We start from the raw sequence: 18,551 nt of genomic DNA, 5'->3' as shown, positions 1-18,551 counted from the left end.
CCCCAACCCCTCCCCACAAGGGGGAGGGACTAACCTGCCGCGCCCTTGCCTTCCATTCACGGTTTCATCCGCAGAAGGCTTGAGCTTGGCGCAGCCGGCGCAGCGCATGAGCCCCTCCCCCTTGTGGGGAGGGGTTGGGGAGGGGTTTTACAGCCGGATGAAGGCGGGCCTCTTCTAGGCGGACAACCGAGCCACTCGACCGGGATCAACGCACGATCGTCAGGGTCTCCGCCGCGCGTGTGATCGCGGTATAGAGCCAGCGCTCCCGCGTGTCGCGAAAAGCCCAGCTCTCGTCGAACAGCACGACGTCGTTCCACTGCGAGCCCTGCGCCTTGTGAACGGTGAGCGCATAACCGTAGTCGAACTCATCGTAGCGCTTGCGCGTGTTCCAGGGAATCTCGCCCTCGACATCTTCGAAGGCCTGTTTGAGCAGCTTGATCTTGGCCGCCCCGCGGTCCATGTCGTCGTCTTCGGGACGAACGAGCAGGTTGATGCCGGGCTTCGTCGTTTCCTTGGACGAGGTCATCACCTGCCAGAGCGAGCCGTTGAGCAGGCCCTTGGCCGGATCGTTGCGGAGGCAGACGAGCTTGTCGCCGGTCTGCGGATAATCGGCGCTGAAGCCTTTCAATTCGCGCAGGCGCTGATTGTAGCGCCGCCGCGTCCGGTTGGTGCCGACAAGCACCTGGTCGGCTTTCATCACGAGGTCCTGCGTTACCTCACTCTTCGAGATCACCTTGGCCGTGCCGTAGTCGCCATGCATGATCTCATTGCCTTCACGCACCTGCATGGCGAGCTTGATGATCGGATTGTCGCGCGCCTGCCGGTGGATATCGGTCAGCAGATAATCCGGATCCTGGTTGGTGAAGTAGCCGCCGCCCGAAACCGGCGGCAGCTGGCCGGGATCGCCGAGCACCAGGATCGGCGTGCCGAAGCTCATCAGGTCCTTGCCGAGCGCCTCGTCCACCATCGAGCATTCGTCGACGATGATCAGCGCCGCTTTCGCGACCGGGCTCTGCCGGTTGATCGAAAACATCGGCGCGATCGAGGTCTTGCCGGTTTCCTCGTCCTCCACCGCTTCCTCGCCGCGCGGGCGGTAGATCAGCGAATGGATCGTCTTGGCGTTGGAAGCGCCGCGCGAGCGCAGCACCTGCGCGGCCTTGCCCGTGAAGGCGGCAAACAACACGTCGCCGTCGACATTCTCGGCAAAATGCCGGGCAAGCGTGGTCTTGCCCGTTCCGGCATAGCCGAACAGGCGAAAGAGCGGCGAGCGCCCTTCGTTCAGCCATTTCGAAACAGCCTTGAGGGCTTCGTCTTGTTGCGGCGCAAATTGCATGATCAGACGACTTGGCAGGATTCGCCTGACTTAAGCAAGGCGGAAACTGACGCGGCACGGCCGATGGCGGCAGATCCCGGCGTTCAGCCGTTCCAGCCCCGGCTCAGCCGCTTGCGCACATGGACGGGTCCTGCCCCATCGCATCCATCAGAAAATCCAGAACCGTCTTGACGCGCAGCGGCATGTTGCGTCGCGAGGGATAGACGACGGTGACCGGCAGCCGGCTCGGCTGGAAATCCTTCATCACCGGGATCAGCCGGCCGGCGGCGATATCGGGCATGGCGATGATGTGGGAGAGCACCGCAAGCCCCGCGCCGGCAAGGGCCGCCCTGTGAATGGCGACCGCGTTGCAGGCGGTCAGCCGCGGCGAGATCCGGACGGTCATGTCCTCCGAGCCGTTCGAGAAGGACCATATGTTGGCCTCGCCTGCCCTGCTGTAGCACAGGCATTCATGGTCCTTGATGTCCTTCGGGGCGCGCGGCGCCGCCCTGCGTGCGAGATAGGCGGGAGACGCGACGAGGAAGGCCGTCGTCCAGCCGATCCGCCGGCAGACGAGGCTGCTGTCGGCGACCGGGCCAAGGCGTACTTCGAGGTCCAGGCGCTCCTCGATCATGTCCGAACTCTGCTCCCTGAAGAGCAGCTCGACCGAGAGCTTCGGATGGGCAGCGAGAAGATCGCCCAGCCGCTCGCTGAGATAGAGGCCGAGCGGTGCGGGAACGCTGAGCCTGACCTTGCCCGAAGCGATCGCTCCATCCGATCCGGCGGCATCGCCGAGCTCCTCCACCGCTTCGAGAATCCTCAGCGCCATCGGCAGCATCCGTTCCCCTTCGGCCGTCAGCGACAGGCCGCTCGTCGTGCGATGCAGGAGGCGCGTGTTGAAATGACCTTCGAGTGCCGCGACCTGCCGCGAGACCGCCGGCTGGGTCACGTCGAGATCATGCGCGGCGGCTGAAAACGAGCCCGTCTCAACGACGCGCTGAAAGGTCCGCAATGCCGAAACGATATCCATGACAGCCCCCTCATACTTTTGCGCATAGGCTTTATGCCGCCAGACTAAGCGAGAATGGCTTTACAGTCCAGAGATTAAGGATACCTTCTATCCATAAGGATATTAAATATCCTTAATTAGAGGAGAAAGACATGACCCAGCGATTGAACTACGCCCAGCAGTCCCCCGAGCTTTTCAAGAAATTCATGGAATTCAGCATGGCGCTGAGGAGCAGCGTGATCGACGAGAAGCTGCAGGCCCTGGTCGAAATCCGGGCTTCGCAGATCAATGGATGCGGCTTTTGCCTCGACATGCATGTGAAGCAGGCAAAGATCCATGGCGAGAGCGAGCTGCGGATCTATCACGTCGCCATCTGGCGGGAATCGAACCTGTTCATCCCCCGCGAGCGCGCAGCCCTTGCCTGGACCGAAGCCCTGACGAAACTTCCCGAGGGCGGTGTTCCCGACGAGATTTACGAGCGGGTTCGCGGCCAGCTTTCGGAGAAGGAAATCTCCGACCTGACCTTCGTCGTCATGGCCATCAATGCCTGGAACCGCGTCAATGTCGGCTTCAAGACCGTGCCCGGCACGGCCGACAAGGCCTACGGCCTCGATAAGGCAGGCCTGAACTAACCCTCGCAATTCATTGAGAAGATTCAATTTTGACGCTGCCGTAGCCCGGCAGCGAAGGGAGATCCATTATGAAAATCGTCGTCATCGGCGGAACCGGCCTCATCGGTTCGAAGACTGTCGAACGCCTGCGCAAGCGCGGCCATGAGGTGATCGCCGCCTCGCCGAACTCCGGCGTCAACACGATCACCGGGGAAGGGCTGGCGGAAGCGCTTGCCGGCGCAGAGGTCGTGCTCGACCTTGCCAATTCGCCCTCCTTCGAGGACAAGGCCGTGCTCGAATTCTTCGAGACCTCGGGACGCAATCTTCTCGCCGCCGAAAAGGCCGCGGGCGTCAAGCACCATATCGCCCTTTCGGTCGTCGGGACGGAGCGCCTGCAGGAAAGCGGCTATTTCCGCGGCAAGCTCGCCCAGGAAAAGCTGATCGAGGCCTCGGGCATTCCCTATACCATCGTGCATTCGACGCAGTTCATGGAATTCCTGAACGGCATCGCCCAATCCGGCACGGTCGGCCAGACGGTCCGCCTGTCGCCGGCCTATGTTCAGCCGATCGCTTCCGACGATGTTGCCGACGCCATGGCCGACGTGGCGCTTTCCGCTCCCGCCAACACCACGGTCGAGATAGCAGGCCCGGAACGGGCCCGCCTCAGCGAACTCGTCGCCCGCTACCTGAAGGCGACGAAAGACCCGAGGACCGTCGAGGCCGATGCCGAGGCGCGATATTTCGGCGCGAGACTGAACGATCAATCGCTCGTCTCCGACGACAATCCGCGGCTCGGTACGATCACCTTCGAAGAGTGGTTCGCCAAATCGGCCCAGTCGAAGTGATCGGCTGCCTGAGGGCGCGGCCGCTCGGGCGCGTCCTCTCCACCTCAGCAACACAGGAGATTCCCATGATCAGAGCATCGATCATCGCCGCCGCCCTCGCCTTTCTCACAGCCACCGGCGCCGCCGCCCACGACAGCAGCAAATCCGCGAAGGTGACGCTCGTCTATGAGCACGAACTGCCGAACGTGCCGGGCAAGAGCATCAAGGGCGTGCTGGTCGAATACGGCCCGGGCGGCTTCTCGGAAGGCCATACCCACCCGGACTCGGCCTTCATCTACGCCACTGTGCTCGAAGGATCGATCCGCAGCCAGGTCAATGACGGCCCGGTCAAGGTCTATCAGGCCGGAGAGAGCTTTTCCGAAATGCCGGGCGACCGCCACGGCGTCAGCGCCAACGGCAGCGAGACCGAGCCCGCCCGCCTGCTCGCCGTCTTCGTCGTCGACACCGACCAGAAGGAACTGACCTTCCCGCTGCAGAACTGAAGATCCCCCAATAATCGTCCGCGCAAGCATCGGCTTGCGCGGCTCGCCGACATGCTGAATCATGTGCCGCCCGCCCCTTCCGGAGACAGACAGAGATGATCTACGACGCGCTCTTCGGCAAGCCGCTGATATCCCTCATCGTGGTCGGGTTTGCCGGCATCCTCGTCTGGTACTTCCTCTCCAGCCAGCGGCCGACGACGCGGCTGGTGGTGCAGATCCTCTTCTTTGCGGTGATGACCCTGATCCTCGTCGGCAGCGGCATGGAACCGCATCGCTTTCAAGGCTATCAGTCCGAAGACCCGCAGGCCCTGCTCGTCATCGTCGCCAAATCGCTCTGGTGGGTCCACCTGGCATGGGCCGTCATCGGTTTTATCAGGCTCTATCTGGTGCTGGAGGGCAGCCCGCGCGAGGCCCGCCTGCTCCAGGATCTCGTCATCGGCGTCGTCTATATCGGCATGGCGCTCTCGATCCTCGCCTTCGTCTTCGGCGTGCCGATCGGAACCCTCGTCGCGACGTCGGGCGTGGTCGCCATCATTCTCGGTCTGGCGCTCCAGAACACGCTCGCCGACGTCTTTTCCGGCATCGCGCTGACGCTTGGCCGGCCCTATGTCATCGGCGACTGGATCCTGTTGAGCGACGGCACGGAAGGGCGCGTCGTCGAAAGCAACTGGCGCGCGACACACATCCTGACCAGCGCAAACAATATCGTCGTCCTGCCGAACAGTTTTCTCGCGAAACTCGGCCTGACCAATGTCAGCCGGCCGGACGAAACCCATCTGCTGACCCTCATCATCCGCATCGCCCCGACGCGGATGCCGGCATCGATCCGCCAGGTCATGCTCTCCGCGCTCACGAGCTGCAATTCGATCGTGCGCGAGCCGCAGCCGGTCGTCGCGTTGAAGGGGCTGGATGCCACCGCGCTCGAAGTCGAGCTGCAGTTCCGGGTAACGAGCCCCAGCCAGCGCGTGCCGGCGCGAAACGAGGTGCTCGATCTCGTCTATCGCCATTGCAAATCCGCCGGCCTGCTTCTGGCCGTTCCACCCGCGGCCAATGTCCTGACCGCCGCCCTGCCGACGGAAGAAAACGCCAAGCCGCCGAGCGTCACGCCGCTTGCGCTGATCGAAGCCATTCCGGTCTTTGCGACACTGACATCAGATGAAAAGCAGAAACTCGCCGAGACCACCGCCGTCCGGCAGTTCCGCAAGGGCGACGTGATCGCGCGGGAGGGCGAAATGCTGCCCGCGCTGATGATGGTGCGCGCCGGCATCATCGTGGCGCGGCGCGAAGGCGAAGAGCGCGGGCGCTTCGCGCCGGGCGATTTCTTCGGCGAGACCGGCCTGCTCGCCGGCATGCAGGAGGTCTGCGCCCTGGAGGCCCTGACCCCGGTGACGGTCTATGAAATCGACCAGGAAGCCTTCGCGCCGCTGCTCACCGAACGCCCCGCTTTAGCCGAAGAGATCGCCGAAGCCCTCGCCGGCCGCGCCGAACGCTTCCGCGACGCCGCCGCCCTGCCCCCGGAACAGGCCCGCAACGCCCACGCCATCCTGAAGACCATCAGGACCATTTTCAGGGCGTAGAGATTCGCCGCCTCTCAGCCGGCGCGCTTCAGCACCCATTCGAAGGTGCTCTGCCAGATGTCCGGCCGCACGTCCTCGGACAGGGTATCGACGAGATCGGAGAGGCGGACGCGCCTCAGCGTATCGCGCCAGGCCTCGTCGGCTTGCCACATGATGCGGGCGACGGCGCAAGGCTTGCTGTCGCAATAGCCGGCCGGCCGGCACGGGTTGTTCTCCCGGATGTTGGTGCAGGTGAAGCTGCGCGCCTTTCCCTCGACCGCTTCGACGATGTCGAGGAAATTGATCTCGGAGGGGGATCTCGCCAGCCTGTAGCCGCCGCTCGGGCCGAGCGTGGTATCGACGAGGGAGGCTTGCGAAAGACTTTGCAGCGCCTTGGAGAGATATTCCTTCGGCAGACCATGAAGCTCGGCGAGCGCCTTGGTGGAGAGATACCTGCCCTCGGGCAGGCCCGCGAGAATGGCGCAGCAATGCAGCGCCCACTCGACCTGGCTTTTCAGGATCATTCAGCAACTCGTAATGGCTGGTTCCGCGAACCAAATTAAGGATATAGGATATCCGCAAAACGGCGTGATGTAAATGATCTGCCGGGGCAGCCTGTGGCGCTGAACTGTGGGCGCTTCCCCTGCGACGACTATTTTCGCTCTATGGGGAATAAAACCGCCTCGTCCCGTGTCTCATTTCAGGTATCGCAGCATTGCGTGCCCAACCTGAGGAGAGACATCATGACATTCGTGAAATTCCTGTCCGTCGCAGCCGCAGCCGCCCTTGCCGCGACCGCGGCTTTTGCCGCCCCTCCCGTCAAGGAAGTCGAATCCGCCAAGGGCAAGGTGCTTGCCGGCGAAAACGACATGACCCTCTACACCTTCAAGAAGGACGCCAAGGGCGTTTCCAACTGCTACGACGATTGCGCCAAGAACTGGCCCCCGCTGATGGCGGCTTCCGATGCCAAGGCCGATGGTGCATATTCGATCATCGAACGCAAGGACGGCACGAAGCAATGGGCCAAGGACGGCATGCCGCTCTATTACTGGGTCAAGGACAAGAAGGCAGGCGACATCACCGGCGACGGCGTCGGCGGCAATTGGGATCTCGCCAAGCCGTGACGCCAAGAGAACCGGCGTGAAAACACCCGCACCCGAAACATTCGAGGGCCAGATCCTGGCCCTCCTGCCCTCGCTCAGGCGCTATTCGCGCAGCCTGACGCGCTCGGATGCCGATGGCGAGGATTTGCTCCAGGACTGTGTCGAGAAGATTCTGGCGCGCCGCGGTCAGTGGCGCGGCCTCAACCTGCGCGGCTGGGTTCTGACCATCATGACCAATCTCTATCGCAACGGCCGGCGCGGCAAGGCGCGCGACGGCCTGGTCGAGCTCGACGCCGCTGAGGATATGGCATCGCCCGAACCGCCGGCCGATCCGCTGGAGCGCGCCCGGCTCAACGATGCGCTGAACAGCCTTTCGGAGGAGCACCGCGCCGTGCTGATGCTCGTCGTCATCGAGGGATACAGCTACAGCGAGGTCGCCGCCGCGCTCGATATTCCGATCGGCACCGTGATGTCGCGCCTGTCGCGCGCCCGCCGGCGCGTCGCCGAGCATCTGAAGGCCGATAACGTCATTACGCTTCGGAGACCGAAATGAACGAAACCAACCCGATCGTCACCGAAGCCGATCTCCACGCCTATGCCGACGGGCAACTGCCGGAAACGGCCCGCGCGCGCATCGAGGCCTACCTCGCCGACAATCCGGACGAAGCGGCGATGGTCGCCGAATGGCAGGCGCAGAACACAGGCATCCGTTCCCTTTTTGCCGGTTACGAAAAGCCCAGGGATAGCGATCCCCTGCTCGTCGCGCCCCCGCGCGTGACTTCATCCGCGCGGAAGAACTGGGCAGCCGCCGCCGCGGCCCTCGTCGTCTTCGCCCTCGGCGCCGTCAGCGGCCATTACGGGCCGGCCCTTCTGGAAAGGCCGGAATTGCAGCTTGCCGGCTCCGAAACCTTCCCGAAACAGGCCGAGACCGCCTTTACCGTCTATGCCGCCGAGGTTCGCCATCCCGTCGAGGTCTTCGCCGACGAAGAGGCCCATCTCGCCACCTGGCTCGGCAAGCGCCTGGCGATCGAAAACCTCAAGATCCCGAACCTGCAGCCGCTCGGCTTCAAGCTGGTCGGCGGCCGCCTGCTGCCGGTCGACGGCAAGCCGGGCGCCATGTTCATGTACGAGAACCAGGCCGGCGAGCGCCTGACCGTCATGGTCGGCCGCAACAGGGAAAACCGCACGACGAGCTTCCGCTTCGCCTCCTCCGGCAATCTCGAAACCTTCTACTGGATCGACGGCGAACTCGGCTACGCCGTCACCGGCGAAATCTCGCGCGAAGCGCTGCGCGCGGTGGCCGAGGAGTGCTATAAGCAGTTCCCGTCGTGAGGTCAGCGCAGCGGATCGTTGGCAAGCTCGATCGGCTTGCCATGCGGCGTGGCTTCGGCCGCCCGCTGCCAGCTTTCCTGCGTCTCGAGGATCGCGTCGATATCGACAATGTTGTTGTCGACGATGATGTCGGACAGCGCGCCAACCCAGCAGGTGAAATAATCGCTGCCATCCTCGGCTCGGCCAGCCCTATGCAGCTCCCTTGAGAGCGCCCACGTCCAATCATCCCAGGTGAAGACCCCCTTTTCGTAGAGTTGCACGGTCATGGCGAAGGCATCGGCCGCCCAGGGCTCGGGAAAAACCGGCTCGCCCTCCGGCGACTTCGGTAAGCCGGGCGATTGCGTCAACGGCGGTGTTTCATGCTCGTTCAAGATAGTTCTCCCATGCATCGATCGATACGGTCAGCGACGGGTCCGCACCCTCGCCCCAGACCTCCGTGCCGTCGAAGACGACGGTATAGAGCCATTGCGGGTTCTCGCCCTTGCCATGCGCATTGTCGTCGGGAAAGACGAAGGAACCCTGCACCGCTTCGACGATTCCGGTCTTGGCCCTGGCATAGCGCGGCAGGCGCGTATGGGTGGCCGGATTGAAATTCCTCGTCCGCACCGCCTCGCCGGCCGCAAAGAGCGGCGCGGCCTCGACAGGACGATCACATGGCCCGCCTTTCGCGAGAACCGCCGGCACCATCTCGGCCTTCAGCACCCGCTTCGGCGCCGTCCCATCCTGCAGCCTATGCCCGGACAGCAATTCCTCGCGCGTCGCAAAACCGTGCCGTTCGAGCAGGGTCTCGACGCCGCGAATCCAGATCTCGTAATAGCTCGCCGCGAGATAATCGGCAGGCGGAATGTTTTCGCGCGCATGCCGGCTTTCATCGATCGTCCATGCGCCGAAAGCGCCGCAGGAAAGCGTGATGCCGAGCGCCCGCTTTTCCCATTCCGCATGGAAATAGGGCTCGTCCTTCTCGGGCGCGACAGGCCCGAAACCCATCTGCCCGCCGAGATCGTGCGGTCCGTTCATGACAGAGCCTCCGGGCTGCCTGCAACAGCCGTCCCGATCATCGCATCGCGGCTGACGAGACCGGCCAATGCGGCCTCGTCCATGCCTTCCGTACCCTTGGGCCGCTCGGGGATCACGAGATAGCGCAGCTCCGCCGTCGAATCCCAGACGCGGATCTTCTTCTCCTCGGGCAGCACCAGCCCGAACTCGGCCAGCACCCCGCGCGGATCGATGACGGCGCGCGCGCGATAGGCCGGCGCCTTGTACCAGACCGGCGGCAGGCCGAGCACCGACCAGGGATAACAGGAGCAGAGCGTGCAGACGATGAGGTTATGGGTGTCTGATGTATTGAAGACGGCGCGCATGTGCTCGCCCTGCCGGCCGGTAAACCCAAGGCTCGCAATCGCCGCCGTCGCATCGCGCTTCAGCCAGTCCGCGAATTCCGGATCGCTCCAGGCTTTCGCGACGACACGCGCGCCATTTCGCGGCCCCACCTTCGTCTCATAAGTCTCGACAATCGCATCGATCGCCGCCGGATCGATCAACCCCTTCTCCGTCAGCAGCGTCTCCAGCGCTTTGACGCGGGCTTGCATGTCGGAATAGTGGTTGTCGTGATCTTGATGGTGGTCGTGATCGTGCAAGGCGATGTCCTCCCGGAACGGCAGATAGCGGCGTCCGTTTCTTCTCTCGGCGGCGGCCCGGATACCCCTTCTACCCAGCGGGGAGAAGGTGCCGGCAGGCGGATGAGGGGGCCACACGGTAGATCCGCCAATGTGTTGAAGTCAAACGAAGGGTAATGAACGGCGTGCCGTGCAGCCCCCTCATCCGACCCTTCGGGCCACCGACCGGGGCGAGCCACGGGTCTCGCCCGTCCTTCGGACCCCTGCTGGGGAGAAGGGGACTCGCGGCAGCGCCTCACTCCCTAAGCATCCCTCATGAAAACGTCTTCTCCCCTTCTATCACACCCCACGCCCCCGCCAAGCCCTCCTATCCCCCTCAAACTTTTCCGCTAATCTCCTGCCATGAACATCCTGATTCTCGGCGCAACCGGCTTCATAGGCTTCGTCGTCGCGGCCCGGCTTGCGGCCGATGGGCATGCCGTGACCGGGCTTGGCCGCAATCCCGCGCGGGCGAACCTCAAGCAGCCTGCGATACACTGGCGGCGGGCCGATCTGTCCCGCATGACGAAACCCGAGGATTGGGAAGGGTTCCTCCAAAGCCAGCACGTCGTCGTCAATTGCGCCGGCGCGCTGCAGGATGGCCTGTCGGACGATCTGGCGGCCACTCAGGCGGATGCCATGCTGGCGCTCTATGCCGCCGCGAAACGCTCTCAGCCTCTGATCGTGCAGATATCGGCAAGGACGGTGGGCGCGGCCGGCGATCTGCCCTTCCTCGCCACCAAGCGGCGGGCCGACGAGGCGCTGGCGGCAAGCGGCCTGCCTCACCTCATCCTGCGCCCTGCCCTCGTTCTCGGCCGCAATGCCCATGGCGGCTCGTCGCTCATCCGGGCGCTCGCCGCCTTTCCCCTGACGCTGCCGCTCACCCATGCGCAAAGCCCGGTCGAAACATTGTCGGTGGACGACGTGGCGGAAGCCGTATCGCAGGCGGTTTCAGGCGATCTGCGCGGAGATATCGTTCTTGCCGCCGGCGAGGTGCTGACGCTCGCCGATCTCGTGCGCCTGCACCGGCAATGGCTGGGCCTGCCGCCCGCCCGCGTGATTTCCCTTGGCGCCTGGCTTGCGCGGCCAGTGACCTGGCTCGCCGATGCCGCAGGCCTGCTCGGCTGGCGGTCGCCGCTGCGCTCGACGGCGATGACCGTCATGTCCGAAGGCGTCAAAAGCGCGAAGGCGGAGAGCGGCCTTGCCGCGACATCCGCGGCAGCGACGCTTGTGGCCAATCCCTCCGGCGTGCAGGATCTCTGGTTCGCCAGGCTCTATCTCCTGAAGCCGCTGGTCATAACGGGCCTGTCGGCCTTCTGGCTGCTCTCCGGCCTGATCCCGCTGCTGGCGCTGGAGAAGGCATCCGCGCATTTCCTGCCCTTCATGCCCGATGCAGCGGCAATGGCGCTGACGTTTCTCACCTGCCTGATCGACATCGCGCTCGGCGTCGCCGTCCTTGTCCGCCCGCTCGCCGGACGCGCCCTTCTCGGCATGCTGGCCGTCTCATTGGCCTATCTCACGGGCGGCACACTTCTCGAACCCGCCCTCTGGCTCGATCCACTCGGTCCGCTCGTCAAGGTGCTGCCATCGATCCTGCTGACGCTCACGGCCCTTGCCACCCTGGATGAACGCTGATGCTCGAGCAATGGCTGCTGCTTGCCCATGTCATCGGCGCGACCGTGCTCTTCGGCACCGGCGCCGGCATCGCCTTCTTCATGGTGATGGCGCACCGCACGCGTGATCCCGCCCTGATCGCCCATGTCGCCGCAACCGTCGTCATCGCCGACACCGTCTTCACGGCGACCGCCGCCCTTCTCCAGCCGGTGAGCGGCTATCTGCTGGCACGGTCGATCGGCTGGGACCTGTCGGAGGGCTGGATTGCGCTGTCGCTGCTGCTCTATGTCGTCACCGGCCTGTTCTGGCTGCCGGTCGTCTGGATTCAGATCCAACTGCGCGATCTCGCCCGCGCCGCGGCACGCTCGGGAAGCGCCCTGCCACCCAGCTATGACCGCCTCTACCGCATCTGGTTCGCTTTCGCCTTTCCGGCCTTTTCGGCCGTCCTCGGCATTTTCTGGCTGATGCTGACGAAACCGTCGATCGCTCTATTTTAGCATCGGCCAGAGACTCGCCACCAGAAGCACGGCCATGGTGATATTGAACCATTTCAGCCGCACCGGATCAGAAAGCCATTCCCGCAGAGCCGAGCCGAAGCCCGCCCAGGTCGAAACGCTCGGCACGTTGACCACCGCGAAAGCCAGGCCGACGATCAGCACGCTCAAGAGGTAAAGCTCGGGATTGGTATAGGTCGCCATCGCGGTGACGGCCATCACCCAGGCTTTCGGATTGATCCACTGGAAAGCCGCCGCCGAAACGAAGGACATCGGCGCCGCACCGCTCTTGCCCTCGCTGAGCGATCGCGACGAGGCGATCTTCCAGGCGATCCAGACGAGATAGGCGCCGCCGGCGAATTTCAGCGCCGTATAGACCACCGGCATCGTGTGCAGCAGCGCCCCGAGCCCGAAACCGACGCCGATCAGCAGCGAGAAGAAGCCGGCGCCGATGCCGAACATATGCGGGATCGTCCTGCGGAAGCCGAAATTAACGCCCGAAGCGAAGAGCATCATATTGTTCGGCCCCGGCGTGATCGACGTCGTGAAGGCGAAGAGAACGAGGGCGAGAAACGTATCTAGCGGCATGCGGCCTCCCGAAGCGGGCTTTTCCGGCAGCCCGCATTATTTAGGTCAGCATAATTGCCCTAAATCGCCGATGCCATTGCATCATTGTCATGGTGACAGGATTACTTGAAAGATAGCGGCGCAGCCCAATCTCTTGCCGAGAACAGGATGATTTTAGGCCCGTTGGCCTAAAATCTGAATCCTGTTCTCAATTAAAGAGTTAGAGCATGATGTCGTCCGAAAACCGCGCACACTTTTCGGCATCATGCTCTAGGATCAAGACCATGCAGGACGACCCTATCCCATCGATCACATTCCCGAACGGCACAGATGTGCCGGCGCTCGGCCAGGGAAGCTGGGCCATGGGCGAGGATGCCGGCCATGCCAGGGCCGAGATCGAAAGCCTCAGGGCCGGCATCGATCTCGGCATGACGCTGATCGACACCGCCGAAATGTATGGCGACGGCGGAGCCGAGGAGATCGTCGGCCAGGCGATCAGGGGACGGCGCGACGAGGTCTTCATCGTCAGCAAGGTCTATCCCTGGAACGCCAGCCTGAAAGGCACGATCGAGGCCTGCGAACACAGCCTCGAACGCCTCGGCACCGACCGCATCGATCTCTATCTCCTGCATTGGCGCGGCAACTATCCGCTCGCCGAGACCGTCGCCGCCTTCGAGATGCTCAAGTCCTCCGGCAAGATCGGCGCCTGGGGCGTCTCCAACTTCGACACCGACGACATGGAGGAGCTGCTCGGCGTGCCCGACGGCGCCAATGTCGCCGCCAACCAGGTGCTCTACAACCTCTCCCGCCGCGGCATCGAATTCGACCTGCTGCCCTGGTGCCAAAGTCGCGGCATTCCCGTCATGGCCTATTCCCCGATCGAGCAGGGCCATATCCTGCACAATGCGGAACTGATCCGCATCGCCAAAGCCTATCAGGCGACGCCGGCGCAACTGGCGCTCGCCTTCCTGCTCGAACGCGACGGCGTCATCGTCATCCCGAAGACTTCGAATGTCGAACGCGTTCGCGAAAACCGCGACTGTGTCTCGCTTGAGATCACCGACGAGGACTGGCAAGCGCTCGACGCCGCCTTCCCGCCGCCGGCAGGGAAAAAGCCGCTGGAGATGCTTTAAGACTCTTCCGCACCTATCCCGTTATATGCCGCAGCCTCGCGATTCCCCCTTCTCCCCGGCGGGGGTCCGAAGGACGGGTCGAGACCTGCGGCTCGACCCCGGTCGGTGCCCGTAGGGCGGATGAGGGGGCCGCGCGGCACACCCTCTCCACAGTTCATTCCCTACTGCTTCGTCCAAGGGATTCGTAGGAATGACGAGAAGGAAACGTTTCGCCAAATCACGTGGCCGACGTCGTGCCGTGCGGCCCCCTCATCCGCCTGCCGGCACCTTCTCCCCGCTGGGGAGAAGAAACTTGTGGCAACCTCTCCGTCCCCCGCCCACCGGACAACTCCGGTACAAGGCGAGGATGACGTGGAGTAAAGTTGCGGGCTTACATCCCCTGCGCGCCGCGGTTCATCGCCGCAATACCCGTCCGGCAGACCTCGATCAGGCCAAGCGGCTTCATGATCGCGATGAACTGGTCGATCTTCGACGACTTGCCTGTGATCTCCAGGATGAAGTGATCGATCGTCGCGTCCACCACCTTGGCGTGGAAGGCATCGGCGAGGCGCAGTGTCTCGGCGCGGGTTTCGCCCTCGCCGATCACCTTGACCAGCGCCACTTCACGCTCGATCGGGCGGTCCTGGCCGAGTTCGCGGGCGCGCACCGTCAGGTCGACGACACGGTGCACGGGCACGATGCGCTCGAGCTGCGCCTTGATCTGCTCCAGAACCTGCGGCGTGCCGCGGGTGACGATGGTGATGCGGGAGAGATGCGCCTGGTGCTCGGTCTCGGAGACGGTGAGGCTCTCGATATTGTAGCCGCGGCCGGAAAACAGGCCGATGACGCGGGCAAGGACGCCGGGCTCGTTGTCGACGAGCACCGAAAGCGTGTGGCTCTCGATTGCCGTCGTTTCCGGAGAGATGAAATAGGCAGAGCCCGTGGGCTGAAGGTGTGCGTTCATGGTCCTGGGTTCCTACCTTATCGTTATACGAGCTGACGGCCCTTGGCGTCGATCGCGTTGGCGACCGCTTCGTCAGTGGCTTCGTCGGGCAGCAGCATCTCGTTATGCGCCTTGCCCGAGGGGATCATCGGGAAGCAGTTGGCGAGATTGGCGACGCGGCAATCGAAAATGACGGGCTTCTTGACCTCGATCATCTCGATAATGGCGTCGTCCAACTCATCCGGCTTTTCGCAGCGCAGGCCGACCGCGCCATAAGCTTCCGCCAGTTTGACGAAATCAGGCATCGCCTCGGTATAAGAGTGCGACAGGCGGTTGCCGTGCAGGAGCTGCTGCCACTGGCGCACCATGCCCATGTACTGGTTGTTCATGATGAAGATCTTGATCGGCGCATCGTACTGGATCGCCGTCGACATTTCCTGGATGCACATCTGGATCGAGGCGTCGCCGGCAATGTCGATGACGAGGCTGCCGGGATGGGCGATCTGGACGCCGAGCGCCGCCGGCAGGCCGTAGCCCATCGTGCCCAGGCCGCCCGAGGTCATCCAGCGGTTCGGCTGTTCGAAGCCGAAGAACTGTGCTGCCCACATCTGATGCTGGCCGACTTCGGTCGTGATGTAGGTGTCGCGGTCCTTGGTATGCGCAAACAGCCGCTCCAGCGCATATTGCGGCATGATGACGTCGTTGTTCTTCGTATAGGCGAAGGAGTTGCGCGCCCGCCAGCGGGCGATATCGCTCCACCAGTCGGCGAGGCGGTTCTTCTCCGGCTTCTTCGGCAGCGCCCGCCACAGGCGGACCATGTCTTCGAGGACATGGCCGACATCGCCGCGGATGCCGATATCGACGCGAACGTTCTTGTTGATCGACGACGGATCGATATCGATGTGGATCTTCTTCGAGTTCGGCGAGAAGGCGTTGAGGCGGCCGGTGATGCGGTCGTCGAAACGGGCGCCGATGCAGACCATGACGTCGCAATCATGCATCGCCATGTTCGCTTCGTAGGAGCCGTGCATGCCGAGCATCTTCAGCCAGTTCTTGCCCGAAGCCGGATAGGCGCCGAGACCCATCAGCGTCGAGGTGATCGGGAAATCGGTGAGATCGACCAGTTCGCGCAGCAGCTTGGAGGCTTCGGGGCCGGAATTGACGACGCCGCCGCCGGAATAGATGATCGGACGGCGCGCATTCGCCATCATCTCGATCGCCGCATGGATCTGGTTGAGGTCGCCCTGGATCTTCGGCTGATAGCTCTTCTGGATCGCGTAATCGGCGGGCGGCGTGTAGGTGCCGGTCGCAAACTGCACGTCCTTCGGAATGTCGACGACGACGGGACCCGGACGGCCGGACTGGGCGATGCGGAAGGCCTCATGAATGATGGCGGCGAGCTGGTTGACGTCCTTGACCAGCCAGTTGTGCTTGGTGCAGGGCCGGGTGATGCCGACCGTGTCGCATTCCTGGAAGGCGTCGGAGCCGATCAGTGGGGTCGGAACCTGGCCGCTCAGGCAGACGAGCGGGATCGAATCCATCAGCGCGTCCTGCAGCGGCGTGACCGCATTGGTGGCGCCAGGACCAGAGGTCACCAGCATGACGCCGACCTTGCCGGTGGAGCGGGCGTAGCCTTCGGCCGCATGGCCTGCCCCCTGCTCATGGCGAACGAGGATGTGCTTGATCTCGTCCTGCTGGAAGATCTCGTCATAGATCGGCAGGACCGCGCCGCCGGGATAGCCGAAGATATGTTCGACGCCGTTGTCCTTCAGCGCCTTGAGAACGATCTCCGCCCCCGTCATCCGATTGCCTGCCGCCTGATTGTCCGTGCTCATCTGTGTCTGTTCCGTTTGATGCTGGGATTTGCGTTTGTGGCCGGGAGCCCGATTTCGGGCACAAAAAAAGGCCCCGGAGGACCTGTCATCTAGCGCATGGGTGGCTATCGCCGGATGGTTACACCATCCTGCCCATGCGCCTTCCCACCACGATAAGAGCCGTTGCGATTTTCATGGCGGGAAGTGATAGACAGAAAATTTCGCAGCGTCAACGCATGCCGCAATAAAAAACTGCCCTGCGCTTGGCACCTCCCAAAATCGTTAGGATGAAGGATTTGTTAAAGGATCGACTTTATCCTTTAACGCTACTGCAAGGAGTAGCCTTTGCCCAACAACGACTTGAGCATGTCTGGCAAGGCAGGCGAGCACGATCGACGCGACGGCCATGCGCCGGGAAATCGCTTTCTCGGCCGCGTCGTTGCATGCAGCGGCTCCAGGGCGACGATTGCCGCCGTCGCCGAGCAGGGCGGCACCGATCTCACCGAACTCTGGTCCGTCGGCCGGCTGATTTCGATCAGCGTCGGGCGTAACCGCGTCGTCGCCCTCGTCTACTCCATGAATACCGGCAGCCATGCTTGGGGCGAAGGCGAGGACAATTATTTCAAGATCGAGACGGAGCTTCTCGGCGAAGTCCGCGTCGATGAGGACGGGAGCGAGGAATTCTCGACCGGCATCTCGTGTTATCCCTATCTCGGCGCCATCGCCCACCGCATCCGCTCCGCCGACCTGATGCGCATCTACGATGCCGGAACCGGCACGACGGCCGTCATCGGCAAGCTGACGCAGGATGAATGCATCGATGCGGCGATCCACATCCCCTCGATGCTCTCCAAGCATTTCGCCGTCGTCGGCTCGACCGGCGTCGGCAAGTCGACCGCCGTATCGCTGCTTTTGCACAAGGCGATCGCGGCCAATCCGAAGCTGCGCGTGCTGATCCTCGATCCGCACAATGAATTTGCCGCCGCCTTTCCCAAACACGCCGTCACCATCGATACGGACACGCTCGACCTGCCCTTCTGGCTGATGCGGCTGGAGGAATTTGCCGAAGTCGTCTTTCGCGGCCGCCCGCCCGTGCCGGAAGAGCTCGACATGCTGCGCGACATCATGCCGGAGGCCAAGCGCGCCTTCCGCGGCAGCGACAACTCGCTGGTGCGCCGCACGACGGAAAAGAGTTCGATCACCGCCGATACGCCGGTTCCCTATCGCATGGCCGATCTCCTGGCGCTGATCGACGAGCGCATCGGCCGCCTGGAAGGCCGTGCGGAAAAGCCCTCCCTACGCTCGCTGAAGATGCGCCTCATCGCCGCGATCAACGATCCGCGCTATCACTTCATGTTCTCCAACAACACGATCAGCGACACGATCACCGAGACCATCGCGCAGATCTTCCGCATCCCCGGGGATAACAAGCCGATCTGCACCTTCCAGCTTGCCGGCATTCCGTCCGAGGTCGTCAACTCGGTTGCGTCAGTGCTTTGCCGCATGGCCTTCGAAGTGGCGCTGTGGAGCGACGGCGCCATCCACATGCTCGTCGTCTGCGAGGAAGCCCACCGCTACATCCCCTCCGACCCGACGCTGGGCTTCGTGCCGACACGCCAGGCGATCGCCCGCATCGCCAAGGAAGGCCGCAAATACGGCGTCTCGCTCGGCATCATCACCCAGCGGCCGGGTGAACTCGACCAGACGATCCTCTCGCAGTGCTCGACGCTCTTTGCCATGCGCCTTGCCAACGACCGCGACCAGGAAATCATCCGCTCGGCCATCCCGAATTCGTCGATCTCGACGACGAGCTTCATCTCCTCGATCGGCAATGGCGAGGCGATCGCCTTCGGCGAGGCGATCAGCGTGCCAATGCGCATGCGCTTCTCCCGTGTCGACGAGAGCCTCCTGCCGAAGGCCGCCAGCGCCAACAACAAGCATAGTGAGGAAGATCCCGACACGGTCGATCTGCGCAAGATCGTCACCCGCATGCGGGCGGTGACCGTCGGGCCTGACATTTCGAATTTCCAGCAAAGCGTTGCGGCATCCATGCCGGGTTTCGACGAGATGCAGGAAGCAGACGAGGCTTTCGACACGAAACC

General features: G+C 63.3%; 19 protein-coding genes and 1 pseudogene. 11 read left to right on the top strand and 9 right to left on the bottom strand.

Annotated elements, in window-relative coordinates; all coding sequences use genetic code 11:
* Positions 1 to 205 precede the first annotated feature (205 nt).
* Together QD408_RS26975 and QD408_RS26970 are read right to left on the bottom strand one after the other, a co-directional pair.
* Positions 206 to 1,333, bottom strand: coding sequence for an ATP-dependent DNA helicase (locus QD408_RS26975; RefSeq protein ID WP_414141416.1), 1,128 nt, complete (start codon positions 1,331 to 1,333; stop codon positions 206 to 208).
* 83 nt (positions 1,334 to 1,416) lie between these two features.
* Positions 1,417 to 2,342, bottom strand: a pseudogene (locus QD408_RS26970) (LysR family transcriptional regulator).
* 131 nt (positions 2,343 to 2,473) lie between these two features.
* Here QD408_RS26970 and QD408_RS26965 point away from each other — a divergent pair.
* The 4 genes from QD408_RS26965 (at position 2,474) to QD408_RS26950 (ending at position 5,836) form a co-directional block, all read left to right on the top strand.
* The gene (locus QD408_RS26965; protein WP_064682658.1) at positions 2,474 to 2,953 is read left to right on the top strand and encodes a carboxymuconolactone decarboxylase family protein; all 480 of its coding nucleotides are present in this window, start codon (positions 2,474 to 2,476) and stop codon (positions 2,951 to 2,953) included.
* Between the two features lie 68 nt (positions 2,954 to 3,021).
* Positions 3,022 to 3,777: an SDR family oxidoreductase gene (locus QD408_RS26960; protein WP_414141415.1), complete on the top strand. Its 756-nt coding sequence runs from the start codon at positions 3,022 to 3,024 to the stop codon at positions 3,775 to 3,777.
* Positions 3,778 to 3,842: 65 nt separating this feature from the next.
* Complete coding sequence (locus tag QD408_RS26955) at positions 3,843 to 4,259, top strand: cupin domain-containing protein (protein WP_088683276.1); 417 nt, start codon at positions 3,843 to 3,845, stop codon at positions 4,257 to 4,259.
* Positions 4,260 to 4,354: 95 nt separating this feature from the next.
* Positions 4,355 to 5,836: a cyclic nucleotide-binding domain-containing protein gene (locus tag QD408_RS26950; protein ID WP_414141414.1), complete on the top strand. Its 1,482-nt coding sequence runs from the start codon at positions 4,355 to 4,357 to the stop codon at positions 5,834 to 5,836.
* Positions 5,837 to 5,850: 14 nt separating this feature from the next.
* Here the strand turns inward: QD408_RS26950 and QD408_RS26945 are convergent, their stop codons facing one another.
* On the bottom strand, positions 5,851 to 6,339 hold the full coding sequence (locus tag QD408_RS26945) for an RrF2 family transcriptional regulator (RefSeq protein WP_088683274.1): 489 nt from the start codon (positions 6,337 to 6,339) through the stop codon (positions 5,851 to 5,853).
* Positions 6,340 to 6,558: 219 nt separating this feature from the next.
* On the opposite strand from QD408_RS26945, the gene QD408_RS26940 reads away from it, so the two are divergent.
* Genes QD408_RS26940 through QD408_RS26930 form a run of 3 tightly spaced genes read left to right on the top strand, consistent with a single transcriptional unit; the run spans position 6,559 to position 8,250 of the window.
* The gene (locus QD408_RS26940) at positions 6,559 to 6,939 is read left to right on the top strand and encodes a hypothetical protein (RefSeq protein ID WP_414141413.1); all 381 of its coding nucleotides are present in this window, start codon (positions 6,559 to 6,561) and stop codon (positions 6,937 to 6,939) included.
* 16 nt (positions 6,940 to 6,955) lie between these two features.
* Complete coding sequence (locus QD408_RS26935) at positions 6,956 to 7,471, top strand: RNA polymerase sigma factor (protein WP_088683273.1); 516 nt, start codon at positions 6,956 to 6,958, stop codon at positions 7,469 to 7,471.
* Positions 7,468 to 8,250: an anti-sigma factor family protein gene (locus QD408_RS26930; RefSeq protein WP_414141412.1), complete on the top strand. Its 783-nt coding sequence runs from the start codon at positions 7,468 to 7,470 to the stop codon at positions 8,248 to 8,250. Before QD408_RS26935 ends, QD408_RS26930 begins: the two co-directional genes overlap by 4 nt.
* Before the next feature lie 2 nt (positions 8,251 to 8,252).
* Here the strand turns inward: QD408_RS26930 and QD408_RS26925 are convergent, their stop codons facing one another.
* From QD408_RS26925 to nthA, 3 genes are read right to left on the bottom strand one after another with little or no spacing between them, the layout of a single operon-like run.
* Complete coding sequence (locus QD408_RS26925; RefSeq protein WP_414141411.1) at positions 8,253 to 8,621, bottom strand: nitrile hydratase accessory protein; 369 nt, start codon at positions 8,619 to 8,621, stop codon at positions 8,253 to 8,255.
* The gene (gene nthB, locus QD408_RS26920; RefSeq protein WP_414141410.1) at positions 8,608 to 9,267 is read right to left on the bottom strand and encodes a nitrile hydratase subunit beta; all 660 of its coding nucleotides are present in this window, start codon (positions 9,265 to 9,267) and stop codon (positions 8,608 to 8,610) included. Before nthB ends, QD408_RS26925 begins: the two co-directional genes overlap by 14 nt.
* Complete coding sequence (gene nthA, locus QD408_RS26915; protein ID WP_414141417.1) at positions 9,264 to 9,839, bottom strand: nitrile hydratase subunit alpha; 576 nt, start codon at positions 9,837 to 9,839, stop codon at positions 9,264 to 9,266. The genes nthB and nthA overlap by 4 nt, the downstream gene beginning before the upstream one ends.
* Before the next feature lie 429 nt (positions 9,840 to 10,268).
* Here nthA and QD408_RS26910 point away from each other — a divergent pair, with 429 nt between their 5' ends.
* Together QD408_RS26910 and QD408_RS26905 are read left to right on the top strand one after the other, a co-directional pair.
* Positions 10,269 to 11,540: an SDR family oxidoreductase gene (locus QD408_RS26910; protein ID WP_414141409.1), complete on the top strand. Its 1,272-nt coding sequence runs from the start codon at positions 10,269 to 10,271 to the stop codon at positions 11,538 to 11,540.
* On the top strand, positions 11,540 to 12,016 hold the full coding sequence (locus QD408_RS26905; RefSeq protein ID WP_414141408.1) for a DUF2269 family protein: 477 nt from the start codon (positions 11,540 to 11,542) through the stop codon (positions 12,014 to 12,016). Before QD408_RS26910 ends, QD408_RS26905 begins: the two co-directional genes overlap by 1 nt.
* On the opposite strand, the gene QD408_RS26900 is transcribed toward QD408_RS26905, so the two are convergent.
* Positions 12,008 to 12,601, bottom strand: coding sequence for a LysE family translocator (locus tag QD408_RS26900; protein ID WP_414141407.1), 594 nt, complete (start codon positions 12,599 to 12,601; stop codon positions 12,008 to 12,010). The genes QD408_RS26905 and QD408_RS26900 overlap by 9 nt on opposite strands.
* A gap of 263 nt (positions 12,602 to 12,864) precedes the next feature.
* Here QD408_RS26900 and QD408_RS26895 point away from each other — a divergent pair, with 263 nt between their 5' ends.
* Complete coding sequence (locus QD408_RS26895; RefSeq protein WP_414141406.1) at positions 12,865 to 13,713, top strand: aldo/keto reductase; 849 nt, start codon at positions 12,865 to 12,867, stop codon at positions 13,711 to 13,713.
* Positions 13,714 to 14,083: 370 nt separating this feature from the next.
* On the opposite strand, the gene ilvN is transcribed toward QD408_RS26895, so the two are convergent.
* The gene (gene ilvN, locus QD408_RS26890) at positions 14,084 to 14,656 is read right to left on the bottom strand and encodes an acetolactate synthase small subunit (protein ID WP_088683264.1); all 573 of its coding nucleotides are present in this window, start codon (positions 14,654 to 14,656) and stop codon (positions 14,084 to 14,086) included.
* A gap of 23 nt (positions 14,657 to 14,679) precedes the next feature.
* Positions 14,680 to 16,470 (bottom strand): acetolactate synthase 3 large subunit, encoded by a 1,791-nt coding sequence (locus QD408_RS26885; RefSeq protein WP_414141405.1) that lies wholly within the window; start codon positions 16,468 to 16,470, stop codon positions 14,680 to 14,682.
* Positions 16,471 to 16,794: 324 nt separating this feature from the next.
* Here QD408_RS26885 and QD408_RS26880 point away from each other — a divergent pair.
* The coding region (locus tag QD408_RS26880) for an ATP-binding protein (protein WP_414141404.1) at positions 16,795 to 18,551 on the top strand (1,757 nt) is incomplete at its 3' end.

Origin of the sequence: Rhizobium sp. BR 249, assembly GCF_047445895.1 — a bacterium.
In the GTDB taxonomy this organism is placed as follows: Bacteria; Pseudomonadota; Alphaproteobacteria; order Rhizobiales; family Rhizobiaceae; genus Rhizobium.
The sequence above is the reverse complement of the archived record's forward strand: the minus strand, read 5'-3'. Positions and strand labels throughout refer to the sequence as shown.

Bases quoted from the DNA above. Each gene is read 5' to 3' on its own strand.
- QD408_RS26975 (WP_414141416.1), bottom strand. From the start codon at position 1,333: ATGCAATTTGCGCCGCAACAAGACGAAGCCCTCAAGGCTGTTTCGAAA.
- QD408_RS26965 (WP_064682658.1), top strand. From the start codon at position 2,474: ATGACCCAGCGATTGAACTACGCCCAGCAGTCCCCCGAGCTTTTCAAG.
- QD408_RS26960 (WP_414141415.1), top strand. From the start codon at position 3,022: ATGAAAATCGTCGTCATCGGCGGAACCGGCCTCATCGGTTCGAAGACT.
- QD408_RS26955 (WP_088683276.1), top strand. From the start codon at position 3,843: ATGATCAGAGCATCGATCATCGCCGCCGCCCTCGCCTTTCTCACAGCC.
- QD408_RS26950 (WP_414141414.1), top strand. From the start codon at position 4,355: ATGATCTACGACGCGCTCTTCGGCAAGCCGCTGATATCCCTCATCGTG.
- QD408_RS26945 (WP_088683274.1), bottom strand. From the start codon at position 6,339: ATGATCCTGAAAAGCCAGGTCGAGTGGGCGCTGCATTGCTGCGCCATT.
- QD408_RS26940 (WP_414141413.1), top strand. From the start codon at position 6,559: ATGACATTCGTGAAATTCCTGTCCGTCGCAGCCGCAGCCGCCCTTGCC.
- QD408_RS26930 (WP_414141412.1), top strand. From the start codon at position 7,468: ATGAACGAAACCAACCCGATCGTCACCGAAGCCGATCTCCACGCCTAT.
- nthB (WP_414141410.1), bottom strand. From the start codon at position 9,267: ATGAACGGACCGCACGATCTCGGCGGGCAGATGGGTTTCGGGCCTGTC.
- nthA (WP_414141417.1), bottom strand. From the start codon at position 9,839: ATGCAAGCCCGCGTCAAAGCGCTGGAGACGCTGCTGACGGAGAAGGGG.
- QD408_RS26910 (WP_414141409.1), top strand. From the start codon at position 10,269: ATGAACATCCTGATTCTCGGCGCAACCGGCTTCATAGGCTTCGTCGTC.
- QD408_RS26905 (WP_414141408.1), top strand. From the start codon at position 11,540: ATGCTCGAGCAATGGCTGCTGCTTGCCCATGTCATCGGCGCGACCGTG.
- QD408_RS26900 (WP_414141407.1), bottom strand. From the start codon at position 12,601: ATGCCGCTAGATACGTTTCTCGCCCTCGTTCTCTTCGCCTTCACGACG.
- QD408_RS26895 (WP_414141406.1), top strand. From the start codon at position 12,865: ATGCAGGACGACCCTATCCCATCGATCACATTCCCGAACGGCACAGAT.
- ilvN (WP_088683264.1), bottom strand. From the start codon at position 14,656: ATGAACGCACACCTTCAGCCCACGGGCTCTGCCTATTTCATCTCTCCG.
- QD408_RS26885 (WP_414141405.1), bottom strand. From the start codon at position 16,470: ATGAGCACGGACAATCAGGCGGCAGGCAATCGGATGACGGGGGCGGAG.